Genomic DNA, 22897 nt, shown 5'->3' with positions numbered 1-22897 from the left:
ATCAGCTCGCCGGTTCGACCTCGATATCGTCAAAGAATACCTGGTTCTTGCCATTCGCCCCATCCAGGTAGAGGACGAGGTGAATCATGCGGGTCTCGGGACCCGTCAGAAAACTGAATTGATACTGCTGCATCGCCTTGGAGCTCTGCACCTGGGCGCCTTCCTGTCTCCCAACCAGGTATTTCTCGTTCTCGCTGCGGGTGAACTGTTCACCGATCCAGAGAAATTCCCGGTATTCCAGGACCCCGATCCCGGCCTTTACTCCTTCGGCCAGATCTCCTCTACAGTCGAAGCTAATCGTGTAACGAGTCGCCGGAGTAACCGCAAGTGGTGCGAAGAATCCGAGGGATTCAACCCCTTGGAATCCCTTGAATGTCAGCGCCCGGTCCTTGCTCCCTTCCGCCTCCGGGACGATCGCACTGGTGCGCAGCAGGTGGTCAATATAGGCAGCCCAGATGCCGGCCTGCTGGCCGTCGGCAGGGTCGGGACGGACCTCACCGACGCGGGGGAAAATTGATAGCTGGGGCTCGCCGTCAAAGGTTTCCGCAAGGGGAGGAGCCGGGGGCCTGGGTGTCGCCGTCGTTCCGTCGGGCGAGGTGACGCCCGCCTCCCCAGCAACCGGCGTTGCCTGGTTGCCACGACCGGGCCCCGTCGAATTCGGGGACTGGGGAGGGGCGTCACAGGCGCAGAGCAGAAGCAGGAAGGCGCAGAGCAGGAGCAGGAAGGGGCTGATGGTAAATCGCGTCACCTTGGGTATCCTTTTGGGGGTGGAGTTCACCCCGGAAGTAGGGTTAGAGGCGCAGGAAGAAGCCAATTATAACCGGGAACGGGCTGCTATAACCAGCATAAACCGTTTCCAGGCGTGGGAGGCAAGGGAGATGACGATTGCGAAGAACCAAAGAAACGTCCTATTGATTCATGGATTTCCTCTGGCGGGTGAGATGTGGCGACCCCAGCTGGAGTTCCTGGCCGCTCATGGCTGGAACGGAATCGCCCCCGACCTGCCGGGCTTTGGCCGGAACTCGAGCCATTCGTTGCCAGCGGCCACCATCGATGCCTACGCCGATGCCGTGATGGCCCTTCTCGATCAACAGCAGCTGGAACGGGCCGTGGTTGCCGGCATGTCGATGGGGGGCTACATCCTGCTCAACCTGCTGGCCCGGTTCCGGGAGCGGTTTTCCGCGGCGGTCTTTGTCGCAACCCGGGCCGAGGCCGATGACCTTGCGGGCAAGGAGCGTCGCACCGCTTTGGCGGCGGCCGCCCGCGCCGGAGGGAGCGCGGAGGTGATTGGCGGTTTTGACGAACTCCTGGTCGCTCCCGGGACCGTCCAAACTAATCCGGAACTGCTGGAGCGGGTGCGGCGCTGGATGAAACAGGCGAGCGCCGAAGGGCTGGCGACAGCCCTGCTGGCCATGCGCGATCGGCCCGACTACAGGGAGCGACTCGCAGAATTCGACCTGCCCGCGCTGGTCGCCGGCGGCGGCGCCGACCAGTTGCTCGGACCAGCTCCTTACCAGGTATTACTCGCGGGACTGCCACGGGCCGAGGGGTGTCTGCTCAACGGTGCCGGGCACCTGCTCAACCAGGAGCAGCCGCAGGCATTCAACCGTTGCCTGCTGAAATTCCTTGACCGCCTGGAGCTTTAAGAAGAGCGATGCCGTCCGTTGATCTTGTCATCCCCTGGATTCACCACTACGGCTACGGAGCGATCTTCGGTCTGCTGTTGCTCGGCATTGTCGGTCTGCCGGTCCCCGATGAATGGTTGCTGCTGTTTGCCGGTTACCTGGTCGAACGCCAGGAGTTGCAACTGCTGCCGACTCTTCTGGCGGCCTTTGCCGGGGCGTCGACGGGGATCAGCGTCAGTTATCTGCTGGGGCGGGGTCCGGCCCGGCTCCTGGTCGGGCGCTGGGGCTTCCTGCTGCACCTGGACCCGGAGCGCCTCGACCGGGTACGCGCCTGGTTTGACCGGCGCGGTCGCTGGCTATTGACCTTCGGGTTCTTTCTCCCGGGAGTTCGCCACCTGACGGCGATCGTGGCTGGTACCTCGTTCATGCGTTGGCCCGAGTTCGCCCTTTTCGCCTTTGCCGGCGCCTTTTTCTGGACGTTGCTGTTCGTGCTTGCCGGCTACTGGCTTGGAGAGAAGTGGCGATGGTTGGCGGAGGGGCTGCAGCACCATCATCTGCTCCTCGCGATGTTGTCGATGGCTGCGTTGCTGATCTGGGGTGCCTATCGTGCCTGGTCTGCCAGGAAGCAGGGATGAGTTTGCCGGTATAGCCGCGGAGGCTCCTGATGGGTGCAAGCGGGGCGACCAATCGGTCGCCCCGCTTGCGTCAAAAAATAGCCAGATGGTACTGGTCCGGTGATTCGCCGCTGTCGGCAGCTGCCGAACATTCAGTCGGTCCCATAGTCCTTCAGGTAGGTCCCAAGCCGGAACTTGCGTGCGGTATTGGCAGATGACATGTAGCGGATCTTGCCGAAGATCGGCCGCTCAGGGCCCCAGGGGCGATCATAGCGGCCGAGGCACCAGCCAATGCCGCTCGCCGAATTGGGGTCGCGGCCATCGAGGGCATAACGGTCGTTGAGTTGGAACATGATTGCCATCGCCTGCTGCGGAGAGGCCGACCACTCGAGAATCTTCTTCCCCCAGAGCATGCGCAGATAGTTGTGGATGGTCCCTTCCTGCACCAGCTGGCGCTGGGCGGCATTCCAGAGCGGATCATGAGTCAGGGCGGCACCAAGTTCTTCCCGGTTGTAACGGACGGGGCGCGGGTCGCCGGCATGGTGGTCGAGGGTCTGGCGGGCCCACTCCGGCAGGCTGGTATAGTCGATGCCGTCGCTGCGGATGCTCGCGAAGTTGTAGCCGAGTTCGCGCCAGGTGACCAGCTGGTCGAGAAACGCCTCCGCGGGGGGACTCATTCCCCACCACCCCTGGCGCTGTCCCCGGCGTTCCGGGCCGAGATCTCCCACCGACCACTCTTCCCGGGCGGCGATAGCCGCGAAAATCTGCTGGCTGGCAATATGGCCGAAGTGAAGATAGGGAGAGAGCCCGCTGCTAAGGGTCTCGGCCGGTTCGCTCCGTTCCAGGTAGCGGTGAAGGCGCAGGCGCAGGAAGGTGTCGAGCTGATCTTTGCCGGCGCAGGTTCCGCCGCGGATACTGGTGGCGTCGACGCTGTGGTCAATGGGGAGATAGGTGAGACTGGCGCCGGGGGCGGTCAGTGCCGCATCCGCTTGCGGCCAGCGTTCGGCAAGGGGCGCGGCGAGGCGGACCGGCGGGAGATTCAGCCCCTGCAGCGGATCGGCCAGCGGCAGGCTGAGGAGGTGCGCCGGCAGCTCCCGTTGCAGAAAACGGCGAAAGGCGTAGGCGCTCGGATAGTCGTGGTCGGCGGCGCGCAGGGGGAGCAGCCCGTTGCTGTCGACCGCCTCCAGCGCCACCGGCAGCCGGGCCGCGGCCGCTGCCAGCATCCGTGGCAGAAAGAGGATGGGGGCGTCGTCGGCGACGACCAGGCAGGCCCGCTGCGCCAGGGCGGCGAGCAGCCCCTTGCCGCCCCCCTGCTTTGGTTCCACATAGGGGTAATAACGGGCGGGGCCGTTGGCAAAGGCGGCGGCATTGTCCGCCATGCCGTCGAGGACGAAGCGGTGCAGACGGTCGCTGGCATAGGGGTAGTCGCAGCGCAGCGCCTCCAGTACCAGCAACCCCTTGCCGAGTTGTTCCGCCATCTGCGCCGCGCGCTGCAGGGCAAAGTTCCAGCCGCTGCGGCGAAAGGCGCTCATCCAGTAGAGGACATAGTCGCCGACGGGATTCAGGGGGGCACTGTTCGCCAGCCGGATGCGATTGGGCGGAACCTGGCGGGAATTTTCAGCTCCGGACATCGCGGGGGATCCCTTCAGGACGCGGCAAGCGACCCCTGCAGGGGGCCAAGGACCATCGCCTCGGTCATCAGCCCGTGCCGGATCAACTCCTGCTTGAACCGTTCGCTGATGTCACTCGCCAGCTGCCGTTCCAGGCGGATGTCGAGAACATAAGCCTTGATCTTCAGGTGGGTCAGGAAGGTGCGCTGGAATTCGTCCTCGATGGTGATAATGATCGGTTTTTTCAAATAGACATAGGGGGAACAGGCGGCCGCTTCCCGGGCCAGTTCCCGCAGCAGAACCACGTCCAGGGTGGCCGGCAGGCGAAATTCGACGACCACCATTTCATCGAGGGCGCCGCTGTTGGAATTGGCCACCGCCTGGCCGAGGACAAGGGCGTTGGGGATCGTCACCGCACTGTCGTCGAAGGTGTGCAGGGTAATGGCACGCAGGCCGATGTTGGTGACTTCGCCGTAGTGTTCACCGACCTTGACCATGTCGCCGACCCGGAAGGGACGGTCCATCAGGATCAGAATTCCGGCGATGACGTTGCGGATCAGATCCTGGGCGCCAAGGCCGATGGCGAGACCGGCCGAGGCGATGATGGTGAGCAGGGTGTTGACCGGTGGGTTGATGATCACCAGGATGATGATGGCGAGGGCGCTGATCCAGATCAGCAGGCGCAGGACCGGGAAGGCACTGGAGATCCAGAGGCGATAGCGGGAAAACTTTCCGGCGAGGAGCTCGGCGGCGAAGCGGAGGATGCGCACCATTAGCCAGGTCGCGGCAAAAAAGATCAGGACGGCGAGGATCCGGGTGAAGGAGAAGTTGTCGATCAGCGATTTGAGGGTTTCGTCCTGCATCTTGCACCCCTGTTAGTGGAGGATGTTCATCGATTCCAGGGTGGCGCTCACCGGACCGAAAAAGACCGGATTGAGCTGATAAGTCGGCTGGCCTTCCGTGCTTTTCTCGATTCGCAGGATATTGAAATGCACCAGGGAATCGAGCAGGTTGGCGGCATCTGCCACGGAACGCCGGAAAATCTGCGCATACTCGTCGGCCGCGAGGGCGCCGTGGTTGAGGACTTCGGCCAGGGCGAAGAGGTTTTCCCTCCCCAGCGCGCGCAGGAAGTTGAATTCGAATCGCTTCAGGGGGCTGGCCTGAACGCTGCTGCTGGCTGCATCCCAGCTGACATGGAGAAGCCAGTGGTAAATCGCCGCGTCGATATTTCCCGAGGTCATCTCGAACAGGTCGCGGAAGAAACGTTGCCGCAACTGGTCCTGGGTCGCTGCGGGGCGCTGGTCCGACCCCTGATTCTCGGGTGGCACAAAAGTCAATTCGATCCCGGATGTTCGCTGGCGCAGCAGCAGAGCCTCCTGCAGATTCTCCTGGTCGTGGAAGAGGGTGCGAATCTGGTGGGTGAAAAATTGTCCGAGCCCGAGTTGATGATCGAGCAGTACCCAGGGATATTTGCGAAAGGAGATGATCCAGAGCCAGTGCCGGCGGGTCGCCATGACCAGCTGCATAAAGGCCCGCGCCATGCGGTAGCCGCCGACGGTGCGCAGGCCGAGGTTATGCCCCCCTTCGACGATCACCACGCGGCGCGGTTCCTGTAAAATTCGCTCCGGCAGCTCCTGGATCGAGGCGAGGGGTTCCTCGTCATCGAGCCAGCGGGCAAAGATCCGCAGCAGGTCCTCGTCCTGTTGCAGGCGCAAATCGAGGTTCAGTTCCAGGAGCTCGCCGCGGGCGCCGAATTCGCTGGCGAAGCTGTTGAGGAGCGAGGTCTTGCCGCTCCCTTCGGGGCCGATCACCGCGACACTGCAGGCTTTCTTCTCCTGCCAGCGGACGAAGACCTCTTCGAAGTCTTCAAGTTCTTCTTCCCGGGCGACCAGGAACTCGCGATTGCGCAGCGGACCGAGGGTGAAGAGCCGCTGGTAGAGGCGCGGCAGACTCGCGGATTTCTCCAGCAGGGTCTCCTTGCCGGGGAGGTCGGTGAGAGCGAGGAAGGTTTCCTGGACGCGTCCTCCCTTGCCGAGCAGGGTCTGGACGTTGCGCAGCAGGTTGGTGTTCTGGCTGAGGCCGGCGGCGGAGCGGCTGACCTCTTCCTTCCCCTGGTCGATAAGGCTCATGGCCTTCCCCTGCCAGTCGGCGGCAAGGGTGCGGGCCTGGCGCTGGTAGTGCCGTCTCAGGTTGCCCCAGCGGCGGGTTTCCAGGAACTCCTCCCGGATCCTGTCGATAAAGTTCCGGTTGCTCTCTTCGAGAGCGCCGGGAAGGGCGAGCAGCGCTTCCAGCAGCCGGTTGCGACCGGCGATCAGCTTGGTTTCGGCATCGTTACAGGTTTCGACCAGCAGGGTATGACAGTCAGCGAGGACCGCGGCAGTATCCACCGGTTCCTCCCGGGGGGCCTCTGCTTCCGTCAGCGCGAAAATCTCTTCACTGGCGAGGTCGAAGTGGAAACGCAGTCCGCGCCAGATATCGGCCAGTTGGGTCACGGCCTTTTCGTGGGCAGCGGCGTAGTTGCGCACCAGGGGGTGCTCGGTGAGACTTTCCCGGTTCGGCAGGCTTTCGATATAGAGCTGGCGCGGCGAAACCTCGAGCAGGTCGAGGAAGAGCCTGGCCCCGGGAATCCGCCCCAGGCGTTTTTCCAGGGTCGGGCTGGGCGGCTGAGGTTCCTCGGGAAGGAAGCGGGCGCACTCGGCGTAGCCCCGGGACGCCAGTTCGAGGGCGGCGAGGGCGGGCCCCCGGCGCGGGGCCACGGTCTTCAGCCGCCGGTCCATGGCCGGGCGGATTTTGCGGAAGACCAGGTTGCTCTGGCTGTCGACAACCTCGGCCAGGCGGGAAATATGCTGGGGATCGGTCTGCGTGGTTTCCCCTTCAAGGGAAAAGGCTCGCTCCAGGGTGGCGAGCACGCCGTGCAATTGCCCGATGACCTGGGCCGATTCTTCCTCGATCGCCTGGTGCAGGGCGTTGACCCGCTCCCCGGTTTTCCCCAGCGCTTGCCGGGCGGCTTCCTCCAGAGCGTGGAAGAAGGGGGAGAGATAGTCCGCCGCCGGGGTGTCGGTGGCAGGGGGCTGGCTCGGCTGGTCGCTCATTTCGTCCATTGATCAATCCGCTCGCGGGGTGCCGGGGTGCCGGCGCTGAAAAAGGAACTGCCGGTCAAAGCCATTTCTTGCGCCGGAAAAAGGCGAGCAGCCCGGCGGCCACCAGCAGCATGACTCCCCACAGCCCAAAGTAGCCCCAGCGCCATTTCAGCTCCGGCATGTACTCGAAGTTCATACCGTAGATGCCGGCGAGGAAGGTCAGGGGGATGAAGATAGTGGCGATGATCGTCAATACCTTCATCACCTCGTTCATGCGGTTGCTGATGCTGGAGAGATAGAGGTCGAGCATGCCGGCGATGATGTCACGGAAGGTCTCCACCGTGTCGACCACCTGGATGGTGTGGTCGTAGATGTCGCGCAGGTAGATAGCAGTGGTTTCGCTGATCAGCTCCGACTCGCCCCGCTGCAGTGCCGCGATCAGCTCGCGCAGGGGCCAGACCGACTTGCGCAGCAGGATCATCTCGCGCTTGAAATGATGGATGCGGTTGAGAGTCTGTGGGGACGGGTCGACCACCAGTTCCTGCTCCATCTCCTCGAGTTCGTCGCCGATCGTCTCGAGGATCGAAAAATAGCTGTCGACCACGGCATCCATCAGGGCATAGGCGAGGTAGTCGGCTCCCTGCCTGCGAATGCGTCCCTTCCCCCCGCGCAGGCGCTCCCGCACCCCGTCAAAGACGTCGCCGACCTGTTCCTGGAAAGAAAGGACGTAATTGGGGCCGAGCACAAAGCTGACCTGCTCGGTGCGGATGCCGCTCTCATGGTCGTAAAAGAGCATCTTCAGAACCAGGAAGAGATAGTCGTCGTAGTCCTCCAGTTTCGGCCGGTGATCGGTGTTGAGGATATCCTCAAGGACCAGCGGGTGGAGGTTGAAGCAGTTTCCCAGGGTCTCGATGTGGCCGATTTCGTGGACGCCGTTGACGTTGATCCAGGAGACGGTCGGGCTCGCCTTGAGCTGGCAGCTACGCTGTACTTCGCCAAAGGGAAGGAGCTCCTCGCTGAACCGGTCGGCATCGTAGTCGATGCGGTTGATGGTGATCTGTTCCTGGCGCGCCTCGCCGACATGCACCAGGGTGCCGGGCGGGGCGCCGATCTTCTTTTTCGAGCGTTTCTTGAGGAGCTTTTTCGCCATCGGCCGGACCTTTCGCAGAAAAATTCCCCTGCCGGGGAAGTCTGCTAAACTATAGCAGAATTGGGCGGAAATAAATCCTGCCCGAGCTGAAAGAGGTCGCGATAATGGAAAAATCCGGGTCGGAATCAGCAGCTGCCGTTGATCGTCCCGGTGACCCTCCTCAACCATTTCGTGCGCAAGTACCGGCAGCCCTATCTGGCCGAGCAGTATTATCTCAACCCCCACCCCGTTGAACTGCAGTTGCGCAACCACGTCTGATCTAATCGACTCCCATCTCCAGGGCGTAGCCGAGATGGCGGAAGGCCGTCCGCCACTCTTCCGTCTGCTGCTCCGGAACGACCTCGTGGCGGATTGCCCAGTAGAGGTTCTGGGCCTGCCAGAGGTCGGGGCGCAGCGGCAGCTCGCCGAGGACCTCCAGGGTTTCGATTATGGTCAACAGCAGGGCCAGATTCTGCGGGCTGCGCGCGATCCGCTCCAGCTGGCGTTCGAGCTGACGGCCGGCGGCGAGGCCGAGGAGCGGTTCGTCGAGGTTGATGTCGAGGCGCGCCACCTCCGCGGTGAGGGTGCGCAGTTCGCTCGGATGGAGCTGGTGGTCGGCCAGCAGGGCATGGAGTCGGGAGGTCAGCACCAGTTCCACCGGCGCGGCAAGCTGGCGCGGGACCGGCATGTGGATGTCGTGCAGAAAGCGCAACAGCGGGGCATGGTCCTGGTAGATTTCCCGGAAGGTCGCTTCGACCTCCTGCAGGGTCTGGGTCATGATCTGCTGCACGATGCGGCGCTGCTCGTCGCGAAAGAGATGCCAGAGGTTGTAGGTCCCGGCGCCGAAGTGGTGATCGAGCTGGCGGATCACCCCGGGGACATCACTGCGTTCGAAGGCGCTGACCAGGTCCGCCGCCATCCGCTCCCTGGCCTGGCGGTCACGGCCGGGGCGGACGCCGGCGGTCAGGTTGTGTCCCCCGAGGTCGAGGACGGCGAAGCAGAAGTCGTCACTGTTCCAGGTGATGGTCGAGCGCACCCGGCTGCGGCCGACGGCGAGCCGCAGCCGGCCGTTGACGAACTCCTGGCGTTCCAGATGTTCGGTAGCATAACAGTGGATATCGTGACAGTTTGGGTTGTCGATCGGGCAGGGGGCGGCAAAGCCGGATGCGATGGCATGGTGGGCGGCGACCCGGGGGAGGTCGATGCGCGCCGTGGCAATCTCTTCGCGATAGATCCGGGCTGCATCACCGCGGCGGCGCAGGTTGCTTTTTGCTGCTGCCAGCCGCTGCAGGAATTCCTCCTCAAGGTCGGCAGCGCAGGTTTCGTTCGCCAGTTGAATGGCGCGGCCGGCATAGGCGAGGAGCTGCACGGTTTCGATGCCGGAGACTTCGTCGAAGAACCAGCCGCAGCTGGTGTACATGAGGAGGGCATGCCGTTGCATCTCGAGCAGGCGCAAGGCCCGGGTCGCCTCGGTCGCAGAGAGTTCCCGGCCGGCCTGGCGCCGCAGGAAGGCGGCCACCGCCGCCTCGTCGCGGTCGAGGATGACCTCGATGTAGCGGTCGCGGGTTGCCCAGGGGTCGCAGCCGAGCTTTGTCATGCCGGTGACATAGAGGGGGATGAGAGTGTCCCGCAACCAGTCGAGGGCGTCCCGCAGCGGCGCCCGCCAGCCCTGGGTCCAGCCCGCCTCGCCGCCGATCCGGCAGCCGCAGTCGCTGCGCCAGCGCTCGACGCCGTGGGCGCAACTCCAGGAGGTCTGCTCGATGATTTCGACCTCGTGGTTAGGCGGAAATTTTTCCAGGAATTCACCGTAGACGGTGAGGGTCGCCTGGCCCCGTACCTCGATCCGGTCGAGGGCATAGGCGAGAGCCATTTCGCCGAACTGGTGGTGGTGGCCGTAGGTCTCGCCATCGGTGGCGACGTGCATCAGCTGGGGACCATCCTCAGGCCCGAAGGCGGAAACCAGTCGCGATGCCAGCCGTTCGCCATCATCGAGCAGGTTGCGAAAGGCGATCTCGTTGGCAATCGGCCCGGAATAGAAGAAGAGGGCGATGCTGCGTCCCGAAGGCAGCCGGCAGAGGTAGGGGCGGCGGGTGTCGATGCCGGCGGCCGGCAGCGGTTGCCAGCGCTCGCTGCCGAGGGGGCGCATGCGCGCGGCCTGGTGCGGCGCGAGGATGGTAAAGGTCACCCCCTGCTCGGCCAGCGCTTCGAGGGAGGCGATGTCGACGGCGGTTTCCGGGAGCCACATCCCTTCCGGGGCACGGCCGAAGCGGTGCCTGAAGTCGGCAATCCCCCACACGACCTGGGTCCGCTTGTCCCGTTCGTTGGCCAAAGGGAGGATGAGGTGGTTGTAGGCCTGGGCCAGGGCGGCGCCGTGTCCGGAAAAGCGCTGGCGGCTCTCGGTGTCGGCCGCCAGGATGCTGCGGTAGCCGCCGCTGTCGTGCTGCTCCAGCCAGGAGAGGAGGGTCGGGCCGAAGTTGAAGCTGGTGCGGCTGTAATTGTTGACAATGCGGGCAATGTGCCGCTGCTCGTCGAGAATCCGGGCGGCGCCGTTGGGCCGGTAGCATTCGGAGGCGATGCGCTCGTTCCAGTCGTGAAAAGGGTAGGCCGAGTCCTGCTGCTCGATCGCTTCGAGCCAGGGATTTTCCCGGGGGGGCTGGTAAAAATGGCCGTGGATGCAAAGATATCGATTCATGGTAGGTCCGCTTCGGGAGGGGGAGAAGAATCTCCCCGCCCACTTTATCCAAGCTGGGCCCTGCTGGCAAGGGGGGTGCGGCAGCGGGAGAAAGTTGGTCGTCTCCGGAAACGCCGATGCTATACTTCCCGGATCTTGTCTGCCCTTACCCGGACCCGGCATGCCGATCCTCCTTTTTACCACCATCCTCACCCTGTCGGCGCTCTATGCGCCGCAGCCACTGCTGCCGGTTCTCGCCCGCGAGTTCGGTGTCAGTCGCGATCTGGTGGCGACCCTGACGACCATCGTCTTTGTGCCGCTGAGCCTGGCGCCCCTCGTTTATGGCTATCTCCTCGAAGCGATTCCGCTGCGGAAGTTGCTGCGGAGCGCACTGTTGCTGCTCGCTCTTTCCCAGCTGCTCTTCGCCCTTGCCGGCAGCTTTTCGCTCCTCTTCCTGCTGCGCCTCGGTGAGGGACTGCTGGTGCCGGCGCTCCTTACCGCCCTGATGACCTCCGTGGCGTCGACGACTCCCCGCCCCCTCCTCCCGCGGGCGATGTCGGTCTACATTGCCAGCACCATCCTCGGCGGTTTCCTCGGCCGGGCCTGCTCCGGCGCCATTGCGACCTGGTTCGGCTGGCGCTACAGTTTTTTTGCCCTTGCCGCCAGCCTCCTCTTCGCCTGGTTTCTCCTCGCCCGGTTGCCGGCCATGCCCGAGGAGCGCCTGACCCGACCGCGGGCCGACCTGTTGCCAGTGGTGCTGCGCAACCGCCAGCTACTCCGTATCTACCTGGCGGTCGCATGTCTCTTCTTCGTCTTTGCTGCGGTGATGAACTTTATCCCCTTCCGCTTGACCGAACTGAGCCCCCTGGCCAACGAACTGCGGATCGGCCTGATCTACAGCGGCTACCTGCTCGGTATTGTCACTTCACTGGGGGCGGTCCGCGCCGCGCGCTGGTTCGGCGGTCCGCTGCCGGCCATGGCGGCGGGTTTTGCCACTTTCGGCCTCGCCCTCGCCGGGTTGGCCAGTGGCCGGGTGGAAGTGCTGTTCGCTGTCATGTTTCTCTTTTGCGGGGCGATGTTCCTGGTCCACGCCACCGCCACCGGATATGTCAACGGCTTGAGCAGCGAGCACCGGCCGATGGTGAATGGCCTTTACGTTGCCTTCTATTACGGCGGCGGGGCCCTCGGTTCCTGGCTGCCGGGGGTGGCCTACCGGGCCTTCGGCTGGGGGGCGCTCCTTGCCCTGCTCGGCATCGTCGCCGCTATCGGCCTTGCCACCATCCTGGCCGCATGGCGCGGTTCGGCTCGCGGCTATTGACAGGGCGCGCCGCGGGGGGTATTCATAAGACTTCATCCGGAAGCTTCCAACTGGAGCTTCGTCTTTGCCAACCTGTGACGAAAGGAAATATGAATGAAGCGCGGATTGACTTTAGCGGCAGGAGCTCTGGGCGTTCTGTTGCTGACAGGGGTTGCAAGCCAGGCGGCCGACAAGAAACTTGAACTCAAGACGGATAAGGATCGTGCCAGTTACGGCATCGGCATGAGTATCGCGCAGGATTTCAAACGGCAGGGCGTGGATGTGGATATCGACATCATGGCTCAGGCGTTTCGCGACGTCCTCAACGGCAAAAACCCGCAGATGTCCCAGCAGGAAGTCCAGGAGACGATGGTCAAGTTCAAGCAGGAGATGATCGCCAAACAGGAGGCGACGCGCAAGGAACAGGGCGCCAAGAATCTTGCCGAAGGTGAGGCCTTCCTCACGGCCAACGCCAAGAAGGAGGGGGTCGTGACCCTGCCGAGCGGCCTGCAGTACCTGGTGCTGGAAAAGGGGACCGGCAAGAAACCGACCAAGGAGAACAGCGTAACCGTCGATTACAAGGGAACCCTGATTGACGGGACCGTCTTCGACAGCTCCTACGACCGCGGTCAGCCGGCAACCTTCGGCGTTGGCGATGTCATCGCCGGCTGGACCGAAGCGCTGCAACTGATGGCGGAAGGGGCAAAGTATCGGCTCTTCATCCCGGCCAACCTTGCCTACGGTGACCGCGGCGCCGGCCCCATGATCGGCCCCAACGCGACCCTTATTTTCGATGTGGAACTGAAAAAGGTCAACTGACCGCTTCGGGCCAGGAGATTAGCGGCCGCCTTCCGCACCACGGGAAGGCGGCCGTTTTTGTCGCAGCGGCGACCGGCTGCGTCAGTGTCGTGGCGCTAAAGGACCAGGGTTTACTGGCCGACGGGAATTCCGGGCCGAAATGTCACCCGGCAAGGCTTGGCGTGCTGATTGCACACCAGGGTTGAAGAGGTGGATTCAATTCTGTAAAATCTGACCTGGAGGCCCGCCGTGCTCGCCAAACGTATCCTGCTTACCAATCTTCCGGAAATTCTGCACCCGATGGAGAACTCCCTCTTTCGTCGGGAGGGCTTTTCGCTGCTGATCGCCAGTGACGGCCGCCAGGCCTTCGAAATCATCGAGGACCACGACCCGGCACTGGCGATTCTCGACCTGGAAATGATGAACGAGGGAGGGGATCAGTGCTGCCGCCGCGTCAAGAACGACCCGATCCTGCGCCGGACCCCGGTCATTCTGGTCGCGCGGCGGGACCGGGAAGAGGATGTGCTGCGTTGCCGGCAGGCGGGCTGTAACGAGATTCTTTTCAAGCCGGTCGACCCGCAGGAATTGCTGCACGCGGCTTGCCGGATACTGGGCATTGTCGAACGCCGGGCTCCCCGCCTGGGTCTCACCCTGCCCGCCCGGGTTGGACGCGATCCCCGGCACTTGCGGCCGGCGACGATTCACAACCTGAATGCCGGCGGCGCTTTTGTCGAAACGCACAAGCTCTTCCCGGTTGACAGCGAGATAAGGATAGAATTCACCCTCCCCGATGGCTCTGCCCAGATTCAGGCCCGCTGCCGGGTTGCCTGGGTCAATCACCCCGAATGGTTGAAGGCGATGCGGTTGCCGATCGGAATGGGCCTGCATTTTATCGCACTGGACGATGCAGCCACCCTGGCGCTGGAGCGGTTTGCTTTCGACTCCGGGTCCCCCCCAAGGGGCGACGGATAGCCCGCTTGGGGACGCCGCAAATCCCTATTCCTCTCCCCCTTTCCTCCAGCCCCGCTGCAAAAGGCCGGCATAGTCATTCCCCGGCACCGGTCGACCTGTCCTGCCGCCATTCCAGTAGTAGACCCACACCTTGACTTCCTCACCATCCTCCCGGTATGCCAGGGCTTCCCGTCGCAGGTAGAGGCTCGCCGTTTCCTTGTCGGGGAGGTACTCCTCCAGGCGGTCGATGCGCGCCAGGGTGCTGGCGGCTGTCGCCGGCTCAAGCTGGTAGATTTCTCCCCGTGCCATCCCGGATCCCGGCAGCAGGCAGGGATACTCTTCCCGGGGTTCGTAAAAAAGCCGCCCGGAGAGGGTGGCCGGTTGCCAGGAGAGAAAACGGCCGGCGAGATAAGGCTGGTGATACCTGCCGCCCTGCCGCAGGGTGCCGTAGACGAAGAGGGGGAGGAGAGGGGGCATGGCGGATTCGTGGGAAGATTCAGTGGGTGCGGATATCGATCCCCCGGGCGCGCAGAATCGGGCTGTCGCCGCCGTGCAGGACCTTGAGCAGTTCGCCGCGCGCTGTTGCGGCTGCCATGCCATCGGCGATGAGCATGGTCATCAGCCTGCCGAAATTCTCCCGGCGTTCGATCCCCGCGGGGGACATGTCGCGGCGGTCGCTGAAAATTTCCATGAGGGTCGAACCGCAGGGGCAGTTGCGGAAGAGTTCGACCAGGGTTTGTTCCTGGTCGTCGGCGGTCGCCTTGAGGCCGGTCGAATTTTCCAGACCCTCGGTTTGCAGCAGGAAATCCTCGACGCTCCGGAATTCCCGACCGCAGCGCCGGCAGCGCTTGGGGAAAGCACTGCTCGAAAGGCTCTGCAGGCCGGCGTAGAGTTCGGCAATAAGCTGTTTCTTGTCGGCCATGACGACGCGATCCCGGAAGGCTGGAGACCCCGGGACTTTACCCCATTCGTCCCCCGGGGGTCAAGGGGCGGGTTGGTCGGTTGGCTGGCCGTCGTCGGAACTCAATCCCGTTGCCGGCGCAGCCGTCCCGGGAGGTGAACCACCCAGCTGGCCAAAACCAGGAGCAGATAGCCGAGGAACGGCATCAGCACGTAATCGAGAGCGTTGTCGGCGAGACGGGGCAGGGCAGCCTGGGCCGGAGCGGCCCCGGCCAGTAGCAGCAGGAGGCTGATTGAGGAAGGGGACTTCATCTTGGACTCCTTGGCGCGAGGGGACAAGAAGAAACGATTGGTAAAATTTAACATAAGCATCACCCGTGCCAACGCCAAGGGTGTCGTTTGGCCAGATTAACATGCTGAAAATATTGTATTTAATTGGATATGGGAGAGGTGATTACGGTCACAAGGAAACAAGATGTGCCATTTTGCGCCAGATCTGGTGATCCGGCGGCGGGGAAGGTTTGCTGCCGCGTCCCGGGAGGCGATAGTGCGGCTCCCGGGACGCTTTGGCGGATCAGGCTTCGGCCTTCCAGTGGCCGTGGAGGTTGCAGTATTCGCGGGCGGTCACCTTGGTCGCGCTGACCGGGAAGACCGCTTCCGGCTTGTCGCCCGGTTGCAGGAACTGCAGGTAGGCCTTGCCGTCGGCGATCAGTTCCACCCACTGGATGTAATGCTTCTCCTCCATCGGATGGGCGACGCTGCCGACCTTGACCGTCACCTGGCCTTTGCCGATTTCGATGACCGGCACATGTTTCTCCTTGGCGGCGTCAACGGTGTTCTCCGTCTGCAGGGCCATCTTTTCGTTGCAGCAGACCAGCGGCGGGCCGCCGGCATGCAGGACTTCGACGATATTGCCACAGACGTTGCACTTGTAGAGTTCGAGGCGTTTCAGGGACATCGGTTTCCTCCTTGGCTGGGGTTGGTTGGGACGGGCGTATCAATCAGTAATTTTCACCGAGCAGTTCGAAGTGGGCGCGGGCGTGGTCACAGGCCGGGCATTTGTCGGGGGCCGCCGGGCCATGATGGAGGTAACCGCAGTTGCGGCAGCGCCAGGTGATCGGCTCCTCGCGCTGGAAGACCCGGTTCTGCTCGATATTGGCGAGCAGGTCGAGGTAGCGTTTCTCGTGCTGTTTTTCGGCGACGGCAATCGCCATGAAGATGTCGGCGATCTGGGGAAAGCCTTCCTGGCGCGCCTTGGCGGCGAACTCGGGATACATCTCGGTATGCTCGTAGTTCTCTCCGGCGGCCGCCTCCTGCAGGTTTTCCGCGGTGGTGCCGATGACGCCGGCAGGAAAGCTGGCCGTGACCGCCACTTCGCCCCCTTCAAGCAGCTTGAAGAGGCGCTTGGCGTGCTCCCTCTCCTGGTTCGCCGTCTCTTCGAAAATGTCGGCCATCTGCACGTACCCGTCGCTCCTGGCCTTGGCGGAGAAGTAGGTATAGCGATTACGGGCCTGGCTCTCGCCGGCGAAGGCGGTCAGGATGTTCCTCTCGGTTTCGGTCCCTTGCAGCGACATGACAACTCCTCCTGGATAGGTCCTAAGAAAAAAGTCTTCAAAGATTACCATCGCTCTTCGCCATTGCAACCCCCCGTCGCGCCGGTCATTTCCGGCCGGGATGCCGACGCTCGCCGGGCCGGATGAATTGCTGCAGGGGGAGCGACAGCAGGGAAAGGGGGATGGATTCGGCTGCCGGGAGATGGGATGCGTCTGTGGCGAGCCGCTTCAGCCGGCGCCCGCGAGACAGAGCAAGGAGTTCTGCAACAGGGCCGGCGCCGTCGCGAACCGGTCGCCGATCAGCAGCAGGAAGAGGAGCAGGATGGCGAGGTCGGCCCAGGCCGGTCCGGCGCTCCCCGCCGGCCGGCGCAGCCAGGCGGAGAGCGCGAGAAGAAGGGCGATAAAGATCAGGGCAACCCTGGCCCAGGGCGCCTGCAGCAGGCCGAACAGGGGGAGCAGCAGGGCGACGCTGGCCGCGGCCAGAGACCAGCTCTGTCGGGCGAGACGCGCCAGTTGCGGATCGAGCCGGTCCTGCAGCAAGGGGAGACCGGCACGGCGGTAATCGGCGGCGTGCTTCTCCGCCAGCCGCCAGAAATGGGGGAGCTGCCAGAGATAGAGGAGGGCGATCAGGAGCAGGATCCGGAAATCGGTGAGGGCGCCGCCGGCGGCACTCCAGCCGATCAGGGGTGGCAGGGCACCGCAGCCGGCGCCGGCCAGCAGTGCCAGGGGCGTGCGGCGCTTGAGCGGGGTATAGAGGCCGTTGTAGCAGCAGAGGGCGGCCAGTCCGAGCAGTAACGGCAGCGGTCCGGTGGTGGCCAGCAGCGCCAGGCCACAGAGGGCAATCGCCGCAGCCAGGGCGAGGGCGCCGCCGGGGGTGATCTGGCCGGCGGGCAGGGGGCGCTGGCAGGTCCGCAGCATCCGGGCGTCGAGATCCCGTTCCTGGACCTGGTTCAGGGCCGAACCCGCCGCTGCCAGCAGGCCGGTGCCGGCAAAGGCAAGCAGGAGGAGCGGCAGCTGCGGCGGCGTCGGCGCCAGGAGGGCCCCGGCGCCAGTGGAGGCCGCGACCGCGAGAGAGAGGCGGTACCGGGTCAGTCGCCCCAGGCGGGTCGGCCAGAGCGGTGCCGGCAGGGCTTTGTACCGAGGGTTGACGGGGTCAGCATTCATTGCAGGCTGCGCAGGTAGTCGACCAGGGCCTGCAGCTCTTCCTCGCTGAGGTTGGGGAAGGGCGGCATCACCGGCGGGTAGTCATCGACCAGGTCCGCCTGGGGATCCTTGATCGATCGCTTCAGGTAGGCCGCGTCGGCGGTGACGGTTCGTTCCTCGCCGGCGGTCTTGACCTCGACCGGCCGACCGAAGATCCCCTTGAAGGTCGGCCCGACCCGGCGGCTGCCGTCGGTCGAGTGGCAACCGGCGCAGCCGAGCTTGGCGGCCAGCTTTCTGCCCGTCTCGACACTGCCGGCCGCAGCGCCGGAACTCCCTTTGAAATAGTTGATGATGGTTTCGAGATCATGGTCGCTGAGTCGCCCCTGGTAGCTCGGCATCGCCGCCGGGTAGCCCTTGACCAGGTCGGCATTCGGCTCCAGGATGGCGCGCCGCAGGTAATCCTCGTCAACGCTCAGGGTCCGTTCCTTGCCGTCGGTCACGACCGTGACCTGGCGGCCGAAGAGATCCTTGAAGGTCGGCCCGACCATCACCTTACCATCGAGGGAGTGACAGCCGGTGCAGCCGTTGCTGGCGAGGAGCTGGCGCCCCTCGGCGTTCTCCTCGCGAGGACTCTCGCTGGCGTACCATTCCTCGAACTGGTGCTCGGGGAGCGCCTCGACGGTGGTGATCATCGCCGAATGGCCGGTGCCGCAGTATTCGGCGCAAAAGGCATCGTAGCTGCCGGCGACCGGAGCGCGGAACCAGAGGTGGGTGGTCATGCCGGGAACGGTGTCGCGCTTGACGCGAAAGGCCGGCAGGTAAAAGCTGTGCAGGACGTCTTCCGAGGTCATGTCGAGGGCGATCGCCCGGCCGACCGGGACCACCAGCTTTTCGCTGCTGCGCCCGTTGGGGTAGCGGAATTCCCAGGCCCATTTACGGCCGATCACCTCAACCTTGAAGGCATCCTTCGGGACGTTGCTGAGGGTGGTGTACCCTTCCCAGCCGTACCAGAACATCGAAATCACGATGAGGGTCGGCAGGATCGTCCAGACTGACTCGAGCCAGTAGTTGTGGGTCGGTGTCGCTTCCGGGTGAGGATGAACACTGCGCCGGTAGCGGACGATGAAGACCAGCATGACGATGGTGATGCCGATCAGCATCACCGCGGAGATGCCGAAGATATAGAAAAAGACCGGATCGACGGCGCCGGTGGTGGTCAGGGTGGAAGGGTTCACGGCAGGTCCTTTAGCGATAGAGCGTGTCGAAAAAGGTGAGGCCGATGAAGATCGCCAGGATGAGCAGCGCCACCAGCAGGAAGAGCTTGAAGATCCAGTTCTCGTACTTCAGGTGCATGAAGATCAGCACTACCAGGGCCGACTTGAGCACCGCAATGCCAAGGGCCGCCCAGATATGCAACGCGCCGAGGGGCAACCGCGAAACGTAGACCGTGGTCCCGGTCAGCGCCAGCAGGGCGAGCCAGATCAGGGTGAAGGTCGAATAGGGGACGATATGCCCGTTGCTGTCGCTCATCACGCCTCCTAGAGGAGCAGGTAGTAGAGGGGGAAGATGAAGATCCAGACCAGGTCGACCAGGTGCCAGTAGAGGCCGCCGTTCTCGAGGGCGACGAAGCGCTCGCTGTTTACCTTGCCGGTGTGCACCCACCAGGCGAGGATCCCCAGCAGGGTCGAGCCGATCAGGACATGCAGGCCGTGCAGGCCGAGGGTGACGTAGTAGAGACCGTAGAAGACCGCCTCGCCCCGCTCCAGGTCGAGCAGTTTGGGGGAGCCGGGGTAGATGCCGTTGTGGATTTCGTGGGACCACTCCAGGTACTTGTTGAAAAGGAATACGCCACCGGTTCCGACCCCGCCGAGCAGCAGGCCGACCGCCAGCCTGGTCCGGTTGCGCCGTACCGCACTCACCGCCATCGCAACGAAGTAGCTGCCGGTCAGCAGGATCACCGTGTTGATGGTCCCCAGTGTCAGGTTGAGGTGGTGGGCGGCGTTGGCGAAGGGCTCTTCAAACTGGTGCAGGTAGATGGCGTAGAGGATAAAGAGGCCGCCGAAGAGGAGGACCTCGGTGTAGAGGAAGAGCCACATGCCGAGGCGGGCGCCGACGTCATCGCGGTGTTCGCTGCTCATCGCCGTGCCTCCGGGGCCAGGACTTCGTCACTGTAGTCGTAGGGGCCGGTGGTGACCACCGGAATCTCTGCGAAGTTTTCCGTGGGGGGCGGGGACGGGATGGTCCATTCGAGGGTCTTGCCCCCCCAGGGGTTCATGCCGGCGTCGGGGCCGCTGATCATGCCACGGATCAGGTTGATAAACATCACCACCAGGCCGAAGGCGAGAATCCAGGAGCCGACCGTCGCCAGGACGTTGAGGTTGGTGAATTCCGGCACATAGTCATAGTAGCGCCGCGGCATGCCGCGCAGGCCGAGGACCATCATCGAGAAGTAGAGGAGGTTGAAGCCGACGAAGATGATCCCCCAGGCCCAGGTCGCCACCCGCTTGTCGTACATCCGGCCATAGACCTTGGGAAGCCAGTAGTGGAGCGCACCGAAAAAGGCCATGCCGGTGCCGCCGAACATCACGTAATGGAAATGGCCGACGACGAAATCGGTGTCGGTGACATGGATGTCGGTGGCTGCGGCGCCGAGGATCAGGCCGGTGAGGCCGCCGATGGAGAAGAGGAAGATGAAGGAGAGGGCATAGAGAAGCGGCGGCTCCAGAGAGATCGACCCCTTGTAAAGGGTCGCCACCCAGTTGAAGACCTTGATCGCCGAGGGGATGGCGACGATGAAGGTGAGGAAGGAGAAGACCAGGATTGCCGTGTCGCTCATGCCGCTGACGAACATGTGGTGGGCCCAGACCAGGGAGCCGGCAAAGGCGATCGCCAGGCCCGAGAGGGCCATCGCCCAGTAGCCGAAGATATGCTTGCGGGCAAAGACCGGAATGATCTCGGAGATTACCCCCATCCCCGGCAGGATCATGATGTAGACCGCCGGATGGGAATAGATCCAGAAGAGATGCTGGTACATGATCGGGTCGCCGCCGCGGGCCGGGTCGAAGAGGCCGACGTCGAGTACCCGCTCCAGGAAGATCAGGGCGACGGTGATGCCGAGGATCGGTGTCGCCAGCACCTGCACCCAGGCGGTGGCGTAGAGGGTCCAGACGAAGAGGGTCAGCCGTCCCCAGCCGATCCCCGGGGCGCGCAGGCGGTGGGTGGTGACGATGAAGTTGAGGCCGGTGAGGATCGACGAGAAGCCGAGGATGAAGACCGCCACCACCGCCAGGGTGACGTTGGTGGTGGTCTGCACCGAAAAGGGGACATAGAAGGTCCAGCCGGTGTCGGGCGGGCCGCCGCCGGTGAAGAGCGAAGTGACGGCGAGGATCGCGCCGGTCAGGTAGAGCCACCAGGAGAAGAGGTTGAGACGCGGAAAGGAGACGTCCCGGGCACCGAGATGGATCGGCAGGAAGAGGTTGCCGAAGGCCGCGGGAATGCCGGGGATGATGAAGAGGAAGATCATGATCACCCCGTGCAGGGTGAAGAGGGCATTGTAGGTGTCGGCGGAGACGATCGTCTTCCCCGGCGCGATCAGCTCCAGGCGCACCAGGAGGCCGAGAATCACCCCAATGATGAACATGGTCATGGTCGAGTAGAGGTAGAGCAGGCCGATGCGCTTGTGATCGGTGGACAGAATCCAGCCGAAGATGCCGGGGTATTTCCCGTCGCCGAGAAAGCCGCGGTCGCTGGCAGTGACAGATGGTGTGCTCATGGCTTCGATTCCGGCTCCCGTGGTTTGCGCCCGGTCCAGGCCAGGAAGGCGAAGAGCATGCCTGCCGTCAGCAGGATGACCGTGGCCGAGACGCGGAAGATGTTGAAGACGTACTTGCTGTTTTGCGGGTCATAGCTGAAGCAGAACTGGACGACCTTGCGGATCGCCGGGCTGACCCGTCCCTCCGCCGCTTCGACCAGCGCCAGGGTCAGGTCCATCGGCAGAATGCTGGTGCCGTAGAGGTAGCGGCTGATGGTGCCGTCGCTGCTGACGACGAAGATCGCCACCGGATGCTGGAAATCATTCCCCTCGCGGCGAAAATGGTAGCCGGCCGCGTCGGTGAGCTTGCGGATCGCCGGCAGCTCGCCGGTAAGAAACCGCCAGGCGCCGGTTGGGAACTTCTGCTGCATCGCCTGGTAATAGATCGCCCGGGACTGGCGGGCGTCGGCCAGGCCCTCGGTCTCGTCGAAACTGATCGAGATGACCTGGAAGTCCTTGCCGGGGGTGCGCCGCACCTGGGGGAGGGCTCGCGCCAGGGCCCCCTGCAGGAAGTTGCAGACGTTGGGGCAGCGGTAGTAGATCGGCACGATGACCGTCGGCAGTGTCACCAGATCGCCGAGCCGGACTGGGGCGCCGTTTTCGTCGCTGAAGGTCAAATCGAGCGGGATTTTGCTGCCGAGGTGTTCGCTGACGCCGACTTCGCGCGGCGGCACCTGGTCGGTCGGCAGCGAAAAGGGGACAGCACCGGCGCCGCCGGAGAATGCCAGCAGCCCGCACAGAAGCAGGAGGGATAAGCGTCGGGTCATGCCGGAACCATTGGTTGCGATCGCTGTTGGCAGGAAGAGCGGCGCAGGCCGGGAGGACCCTTACCCGCATCGGCAAATAATGAGTCATGATACCCGTTTCGGCCAATAATGCAAACAGCTCGTCCGGGAAAAAGACAAAAAAGGTCATGAATAGCTTGCATCCCCTGGGGAAGGTGGTTAACATGCTACCCGATTGTCCGCAGCCGAAATAACAATCGCTTTCCAGAAAGGATACCCAGCCAATGAGTCTTGAATCGAGTTTCTTCTGCCAGGTCAACCACCCCAAGGATCCCGCCAGCCTGACCGACCTGGAAAAAAAGCATACCCCCGTCATCACCGCACCGGAGCAGCTCAAGGCCGGTGAGGCGGCCACCGTCACCGTCGAGATCGGCAAGCTCCTCGCCCATCCCAACGAGCCGGGGCACTTCATCGAGTGGATCGACCTCTATGCCAACTATGTCTTCCTGGCGCGCCTCAGCCTCACCGCGGTGACCACCCGGCCGATCCTCAAGGCCGAAGTCGTCATCCCCCACGGGCTCCCCAAGGTAACCCTGCGCGCCTTCGCCCGCTGCAACCTGCATGGGGTCTGGGAGGCGGTCAAGGAGGTCAGCGTCAGCTGATCGCACTGCTCCCCTGTTAGCGAAAGGCCCGCCTGGTGCGGGCTTTTTTTGTGGCCGGTCCCAATCCGGGGCGCGGCAGCGATTGCGTCCGCCGCCGGCTTCTGCTAGTGTTGCCCCGTTGCCAAAGGAGCCGGCCGTGACTGATAAGGACAGACGTTTGACCGAACTGGAAATCCGCTTTTCCCATATCTCCCTGCAACTCGAAGAGTTGAGTGGCGAACTGCTGGGGTGCTACCGGCGTATCGAGGCACTGGAGCGGGAGGGGCGGCGGTTACGCGACACGCTGCGCAACATGGGTCCGGACCTGATCGAATCGCCCGACGAGTGA

General features: G+C 63.7%; 24 protein-coding genes and 1 pseudogene. 8 read left to right on the top strand and 17 right to left on the bottom strand.

The window, feature by feature from the left end:
* Nucleotide 1: 1 nt before the first annotated feature.
* Nucleotides 2-748, bottom strand: coding sequence for a hypothetical protein (locus tag ACYQ8E_RS08840; protein WP_066728406.1), 747 nt, complete (start codon nt 746-748; stop codon nt 2-4).
* A 130-nt stretch (nt 749-878) separates the two neighbouring features.
* Here ACYQ8E_RS08840 and ACYQ8E_RS08835 point away from each other — a divergent pair, with 130 nt between their 5' ends.
* Complete coding sequence (locus ACYQ8E_RS08835; protein ID WP_257722359.1) at nt 879-1646, top strand: alpha/beta fold hydrolase; 768 nt, start codon at nt 879-881, stop codon at nt 1644-1646.
* Between the two features lie 8 nt (nt 1647-1654).
* Nucleotides 1655-2260, top strand: a complete 606-nt coding sequence (locus ACYQ8E_RS08830) for a DedA family protein (protein WP_459860669.1) — start codon at nt 1655-1657, stop codon at nt 2258-2260.
* A gap of 131 nt (nt 2261-2391) precedes the next feature.
* Here the strand turns inward: ACYQ8E_RS08830 and ACYQ8E_RS08825 are convergent, their stop codons facing one another.
* The 4 genes from ACYQ8E_RS08825 to corA are packed head-to-tail and all read right to left on the bottom strand — an operon-like array spanning nt 2392 to nt 8079.
* Nucleotides 2392-3870, bottom strand: a complete 1479-nt coding sequence (locus ACYQ8E_RS08825; RefSeq protein WP_459860667.1) for a cryptochrome/DNA photolyase family protein — start codon at nt 3868-3870, stop codon at nt 2392-2394.
* A gap of 14 nt (nt 3871-3884) precedes the next feature.
* Nucleotides 3885-4712 carry a mechanosensitive ion channel family protein gene (locus ACYQ8E_RS08820; protein ID WP_066728398.1) on the bottom strand — a complete coding sequence of 276 codons (828 nt, stop codon included), beginning with the start codon at nt 4710-4712 and terminating at the stop codon, nt 3885-3887.
* Between the two features lie 12 nt (nt 4713-4724).
* Nucleotides 4725-6950, bottom strand: a complete 2226-nt coding sequence (locus ACYQ8E_RS08815; protein WP_066728396.1) for an AAA family ATPase — start codon at nt 6948-6950, stop codon at nt 4725-4727.
* Between the two features lie 55 nt (nt 6951-7005).
* Nucleotides 7006-8079: a magnesium/cobalt transporter CorA gene (corA, locus tag ACYQ8E_RS08810; RefSeq protein WP_066728395.1), complete on the bottom strand. Its 1074-nt coding sequence runs from the start codon at nt 8077-8079 to the stop codon at nt 7006-7008.
* A gap of 120 nt (nt 8080-8199) precedes the next feature.
* On the opposite strand from corA, the pseudogene ACYQ8E_RS08805 reads away from it, so the two are divergent.
* A pseudogene (locus ACYQ8E_RS08805) lies at nt 8200-8337 on the top strand (DUF1722 domain-containing protein); the annotation flags it as partial.
* A 1-nt stretch (nt 8338) separates the two neighbouring features.
* Here the strand turns inward: ACYQ8E_RS08805 and ACYQ8E_RS08800 are convergent.
* A complete protein-coding gene (locus ACYQ8E_RS08800; RefSeq protein WP_066728393.1) occupies nt 8339-10750 on the bottom strand; it encodes a DUF3536 domain-containing protein in 2412 nt (803 codons plus the stop codon).
* A 160-nt stretch (nt 10751-10910) separates the two neighbouring features.
* On the opposite strand from ACYQ8E_RS08800, the gene ACYQ8E_RS08795 reads away from it, so the two are divergent.
* The 3 genes from ACYQ8E_RS08795 to ACYQ8E_RS08785 all read left to right on the top strand — a co-directional run bounded on the left by ACYQ8E_RS08795 (nt 10911) and on the right by ACYQ8E_RS08785 (nt 13796).
* Nucleotides 10911-12047: an MFS transporter gene (locus tag ACYQ8E_RS08795; RefSeq protein ID WP_459860665.1), complete on the top strand. Its 1137-nt coding sequence runs from the start codon at nt 10911-10913 to the stop codon at nt 12045-12047.
* A 93-nt stretch (nt 12048-12140) separates the two neighbouring features.
* A complete protein-coding gene (gene bamJ, locus ACYQ8E_RS08790; RefSeq protein ID WP_082820376.1) occupies nt 12141-12845 on the top strand; it encodes a BamJ family beta-barrel-assembly machinery protein in 705 nt (234 codons plus the stop codon).
* A 228-nt stretch (nt 12846-13073) separates the two neighbouring features.
* Nucleotides 13074-13796: a response regulator gene (locus ACYQ8E_RS08785; protein ID WP_066728389.1), complete on the top strand. Its 723-nt coding sequence runs from the start codon at nt 13074-13076 to the stop codon at nt 13794-13796.
* 24 nt (nt 13797-13820) lie between these two features.
* Here ACYQ8E_RS08785 and ACYQ8E_RS08780 read toward each other — a convergent pair whose 3' ends face one another.
* The 11 genes from ACYQ8E_RS08780 to ACYQ8E_RS08730 all read right to left on the bottom strand — a co-directional run bounded on the left by ACYQ8E_RS08780 (nt 13821) and on the right by ACYQ8E_RS08730 (nt 21949).
* Complete coding sequence (locus tag ACYQ8E_RS08780) at nt 13821-14252, bottom strand: gamma-glutamylcyclotransferase family protein (protein WP_066728388.1); 432 nt, start codon at nt 14250-14252, stop codon at nt 13821-13823.
* A gap of 19 nt (nt 14253-14271) precedes the next feature.
* Complete coding sequence (locus ACYQ8E_RS08775; protein WP_066728387.1) at nt 14272-14697, bottom strand: hypothetical protein; 426 nt, start codon at nt 14695-14697, stop codon at nt 14272-14274.
* 101 nt (nt 14698-14798) lie between these two features.
* Complete coding sequence (locus ACYQ8E_RS08770) at nt 14799-14987, bottom strand: hypothetical protein (RefSeq protein WP_066728386.1); 189 nt, start codon at nt 14985-14987, stop codon at nt 14799-14801.
* 262 nt (nt 14988-15249) lie between these two features.
* Nucleotides 15250-15633 carry a desulfoferrodoxin gene (locus ACYQ8E_RS08765; protein ID WP_066728385.1) on the bottom strand — a complete coding sequence of 128 codons (384 nt, stop codon included), beginning with the start codon at nt 15631-15633 and terminating at the stop codon, nt 15250-15252.
* A 43-nt stretch (nt 15634-15676) separates the two neighbouring features.
* Nucleotides 15677-16249, bottom strand: coding sequence for a rubrerythrin (rbr, locus tag ACYQ8E_RS08760; protein WP_066728384.1), 573 nt, complete (start codon nt 16247-16249; stop codon nt 15677-15679).
* A gap of 207 nt (nt 16250-16456) precedes the next feature.
* On the bottom strand, nt 16457-17392 hold the full coding sequence (locus tag ACYQ8E_RS08755) for a UbiA family prenyltransferase (RefSeq protein WP_066728382.1): 936 nt from the start codon (nt 17390-17392) through the stop codon (nt 16457-16459).
* Nucleotides 17389-18606 (bottom strand): cytochrome c oxidase subunit II, encoded by a 1218-nt coding sequence (gene coxB / locus ACYQ8E_RS08750; RefSeq protein ID WP_066728380.1) that lies wholly within the window; start codon nt 18604-18606, stop codon nt 17389-17391. Before coxB ends, ACYQ8E_RS08755 begins: the two co-directional genes overlap by 4 nt.
* A gap of 10 nt (nt 18607-18616) precedes the next feature.
* On the bottom strand, nt 18617-18901 hold the full coding sequence (locus ACYQ8E_RS08745; protein WP_066728378.1) for a cytochrome C oxidase subunit IV family protein: 285 nt from the start codon (nt 18899-18901) through the stop codon (nt 18617-18619).
* Between the two features lie 8 nt (nt 18902-18909).
* Nucleotides 18910-19509 (bottom strand): cytochrome c oxidase subunit 3, encoded by a 600-nt coding sequence (locus ACYQ8E_RS08740; RefSeq protein ID WP_066728376.1) that lies wholly within the window; start codon nt 19507-19509, stop codon nt 18910-18912.
* Nucleotides 19506-21143: a cytochrome c oxidase subunit I gene (locus tag ACYQ8E_RS08735; RefSeq protein ID WP_066728374.1), complete on the bottom strand. Its 1638-nt coding sequence runs from the start codon at nt 21141-21143 to the stop codon at nt 19506-19508. Before ACYQ8E_RS08735 ends, ACYQ8E_RS08740 begins: the two co-directional genes overlap by 4 nt.
* On the bottom strand, nt 21140-21949 hold the full coding sequence (locus ACYQ8E_RS08730) for an SCO family protein (RefSeq protein ID WP_066728371.1): 810 nt from the start codon (nt 21947-21949) through the stop codon (nt 21140-21142). The genes ACYQ8E_RS08735 and ACYQ8E_RS08730 overlap by 4 nt, the downstream gene beginning before the upstream one ends.
* Before the next feature lie 242 nt (nt 21950-22191).
* On the opposite strand from ACYQ8E_RS08730, the gene ACYQ8E_RS08725 reads away from it, so the two are divergent.
* Both ACYQ8E_RS08725 and ACYQ8E_RS08720 read left to right on the top strand, forming a co-directional pair.
* Nucleotides 22192-22569, top strand: coding sequence for a desulfoferrodoxin family protein (locus ACYQ8E_RS08725; protein WP_066728370.1), 378 nt, complete (start codon nt 22192-22194; stop codon nt 22567-22569).
* 136 nt (nt 22570-22705) lie between these two features.
* Entirely contained in the window at nt 22706-22897 is a 192-nt protein-coding gene (locus tag ACYQ8E_RS08720) for a SlyX family protein (RefSeq protein WP_197463652.1), read from the top strand.

The sequence above is a fragment of the Desulfuromonas carbonis genome (assembly GCF_054658035.1).
Note: the sequence above shows the minus strand (reverse complement) of the source record. Positions and strands in the feature narration are given on the sequence as shown.

Excerpts from the sequence above, each read along its gene's own strand:
- ACYQ8E_RS08835 (WP_257722359.1), top strand. The coding sequence starts at position 879 with ATGACGATTGCGAAGAACCAAAGAAACGTCCTATTGATTCATGGATTT.
- ACYQ8E_RS08830 (WP_459860669.1), top strand. The coding sequence starts at position 1,655 with ATGCCGTCCGTTGATCTTGTCATCCCCTGGATTCACCACTACGGCTAC.
- ACYQ8E_RS08825 (WP_459860667.1), bottom strand. The coding sequence starts at position 3,870 with ATGTCCGGAGCTGAAAATTCCCGCCAGGTTCCGCCCAATCGCATCCGG.
- ACYQ8E_RS08820 (WP_066728398.1), bottom strand. The coding sequence starts at position 4,712 with ATGCAGGACGAAACCCTCAAATCGCTGATCGACAACTTCTCCTTCACC.
- ACYQ8E_RS08815 (WP_066728396.1), bottom strand. The coding sequence starts at position 6,950 with ATGGACGAAATGAGCGACCAGCCGAGCCAGCCCCCTGCCACCGACACC.
- corA (WP_066728395.1), bottom strand. The coding sequence starts at position 8,079 with ATGGCGAAAAAGCTCCTCAAGAAACGCTCGAAAAAGAAGATCGGCGCC.
- ACYQ8E_RS08800 (WP_066728393.1), bottom strand. The coding sequence starts at position 10,750 with ATGAATCGATATCTTTGCATCCACGGCCATTTTTACCAGCCCCCCCGG.
- ACYQ8E_RS08795 (WP_459860665.1), top strand. The coding sequence starts at position 10,911 with ATGCCGATCCTCCTTTTTACCACCATCCTCACCCTGTCGGCGCTCTAT.
- bamJ (WP_082820376.1), top strand. The coding sequence starts at position 12,141 with ATGAAGCGCGGATTGACTTTAGCGGCAGGAGCTCTGGGCGTTCTGTTG.
- ACYQ8E_RS08780 (WP_066728388.1), bottom strand. The coding sequence starts at position 14,252 with ATGCCCCCTCTCCTCCCCCTCTTCGTCTACGGCACCCTGCGGCAGGGC.
- ACYQ8E_RS08775 (WP_066728387.1), bottom strand. The coding sequence starts at position 14,697 with ATGGCCGACAAGAAACAGCTTATTGCCGAACTCTACGCCGGCCTGCAG.
- ACYQ8E_RS08770 (WP_066728386.1), bottom strand. The coding sequence starts at position 14,987 with ATGAAGTCCCCTTCCTCAATCAGCCTCCTGCTGCTACTGGCCGGGGCC.
- ACYQ8E_RS08765 (WP_066728385.1), bottom strand. The coding sequence starts at position 15,633 with ATGTCCCTGAAACGCCTCGAACTCTACAAGTGCAACGTCTGTGGCAAT.
- rbr (WP_066728384.1), bottom strand. The coding sequence starts at position 16,249 with ATGTCGCTGCAAGGGACCGAAACCGAGAGGAACATCCTGACCGCCTTC.
- ACYQ8E_RS08755 (WP_066728382.1), bottom strand. The coding sequence starts at position 17,392 with ATGAATGCTGACCCCGTCAACCCTCGGTACAAAGCCCTGCCGGCACCG.
- ACYQ8E_RS08745 (WP_066728378.1), bottom strand. The coding sequence starts at position 18,901 with ATGAGCGACAGCAACGGGCATATCGTCCCCTATTCGACCTTCACCCTG.
- ACYQ8E_RS08740 (WP_066728376.1), bottom strand. The coding sequence starts at position 19,509 with ATGAGCAGCGAACACCGCGATGACGTCGGCGCCCGCCTCGGCATGTGG.
- ACYQ8E_RS08735 (WP_066728374.1), bottom strand. The coding sequence starts at position 21,143 with ATGAGCACACCATCTGTCACTGCCAGCGACCGCGGCTTTCTCGGCGAC.
- ACYQ8E_RS08730 (WP_066728371.1), bottom strand. The coding sequence starts at position 21,949 with ATGACCCGACGCTTATCCCTCCTGCTTCTGTGCGGGCTGCTGGCATTC.
- ACYQ8E_RS08725 (WP_066728370.1), top strand. The coding sequence starts at position 22,192 with ATGAGTCTTGAATCGAGTTTCTTCTGCCAGGTCAACCACCCCAAGGAT.